The organism is Psychrobacter sp. 4Dc (assembly GCF_002836715.1).
Classification (GTDB): domain Bacteria; phylum Pseudomonadota; class Gammaproteobacteria; order Pseudomonadales; family Moraxellaceae; genus Psychrobacter.
In genome coordinates this window covers 1-1751 of record NZ_PJAT01000132.1, presented here as the reverse complement: position 1 = coordinate 1751, position 1751 = coordinate 1, and the positions used below count along the sequence as shown (strand labels likewise).

2 protein-coding genes are annotated in these 1751 nt (G+C 38.9%); one reads left to right on the top strand and one right to left on the bottom strand.

Going from position 1 to position 1751, the window contains the following annotated elements; translation table 11 throughout:
• Positions 1-352: 352 nt before the first annotated feature.
• Entirely contained in the window at positions 353-598 is a 246-nt protein-coding gene (locus tag CXF61_RS11895) for a hypothetical protein (protein ID WP_102078377.1), read from the top strand.
• A gap of 165 nt (positions 599-763) precedes the next feature.
• Here the strand turns inward: CXF61_RS11895 and CXF61_RS11890 are convergent, their stop codons facing one another.
• Positions 764-1660, bottom strand: a complete 897-nt coding sequence (locus tag CXF61_RS11890; protein ID WP_165598337.1) for a 3-hydroxyacyl-CoA dehydrogenase — start codon at positions 1658-1660, stop codon at positions 764-766.
• Positions 1661-1751 lie beyond the last annotated feature (91 nt).

Here is a 1751-nt window from a genome sequence, read left to right as displayed (position 1 = left end):
TTGAATCGCTTTATGATTATGTTTGATGACCGTATAAGCAGGCATTTAATCTAAATGGCAGTTACACAGAATCTGGGATGGTCTCGTGGGGCTATAACTCACTATCAATATAATGACTGTTATACTCTGCATGCAGATTAGTTTTACAGCCTATGCATGAAAATCTACCACCTATCTACAACTTCTTGTTCTAGTTGACAATACATCTGTACTATCTATTTATAAGCTCATCTGTCTAGTCACCAATATTTTTCAACGATAGATATAACAGGTTCGAAGATGCTCAAGTAATTGTTGTTATGAAGCCACTTGTTTAGCTTACTAATCATTGTCATTGAATAGGAGTAACAACATGGATACAGTAACTGTTGGAAGCGAATTAACTCGTTCAATGCTTGAGGAAGGTTATCAAAGTATATGGTGTGCTGTGAGTGACGAGAGTGATGAGAACGCTATAGAAGATCAGGTAGGTAATGACTTCACATCTCGCATTGTGGCTTTTGAAGATGGCCAGTTCTATTGTACGGGCGGTATGCCTTGGAAGTATGCAGTGCCAATTGAGATCGTTGCATTGACGCGATATGACTTTTCTTTTTAGTGAACAAACATAACGTAGATAGGTTTGGATAGTCATCGCCGAAAGTAAACCCTAATATCAAGATATTTAGTTAGATAAAATGCGCGACTGACAAGGCCATTCAAGCGATGCAATATACAGCTTGAATGGCCTTTTGTGTTTTGGAGCCAGTTTGAAAGCTATTTATTATTTTAAAAATTCAGGTTGCATAAAGGCAGGGTTTGGATAAGTATAAAATCCTTCACCAGTCGCAAATCCTAGTTTGTTTTGATCGATTAATTGCTCTTTTAAATATTGAGCAGCCTTAAACCTTACAGGGTTTTGAGTTTTTTCAGCAGATAGCTTCGTGATGTTGTAGGCAGTATTGATACCGATAGTATCCAATATGGCAAAGGGACCTGACGGTGCGCCAGTTACTATCATCCACGTTTTATCTATCGTATGTGGATCGGCGACCTCTTTTGCAACCAATTGCAAAGCTGCATCTATAAAAGGCGCCAACAAACTGTTCATAATATAGCCGGGTTGCTCCTTATCCAGCGGCATTGCCACCATACCGATGGCAGTAGCAAAAGCAACAACCTCATCAAATACGTTAGGATCTGTCCCAGGATGCCCCATGATTTCGGCGACATTATGCATCCAAATTTTATTGGCAAAGTGTAGCGCTAAAAACTGCGCAGGTCGTCCCGTTGATTCTGCAAACTGACTAGGAAGTAAGGTAGAGGTATTGGTCGCAAAGATGGTTTTCTCTGGCGCTAGTTTGGCAAGTTTTTCATAAAATTCGATTTTAATTTCAGGAATCTCGGGAATGGCTTCAATCATCAGCTCAGCATCTTTGATTGCTTCTGCTAAGTCTGAGGTGTAGCTGAGATTATCAAAAGCCTTATCCAGCTGCTCTTGAGTTGCCCTCAAATCCTTTCGAAAAGCCTTACACATCAATTGAAATTTTGACTTTGCTTTTTCTAAAACCTCATCATTGATGTCATAGACACTGACATTAAAACCATGAAATGCGGCCTGAAAAGCAATTTGATAGCCTAGGATGCCGCTTCCAGCGACAGTTACATTTTTATACGTCATTGTATTTATTTCCTAATAGTAGTGGATATAAGTTGCTAGATAAATGTCTAGAACTTATAGATCTATTATTAGATGGTTTTACCTTATTATT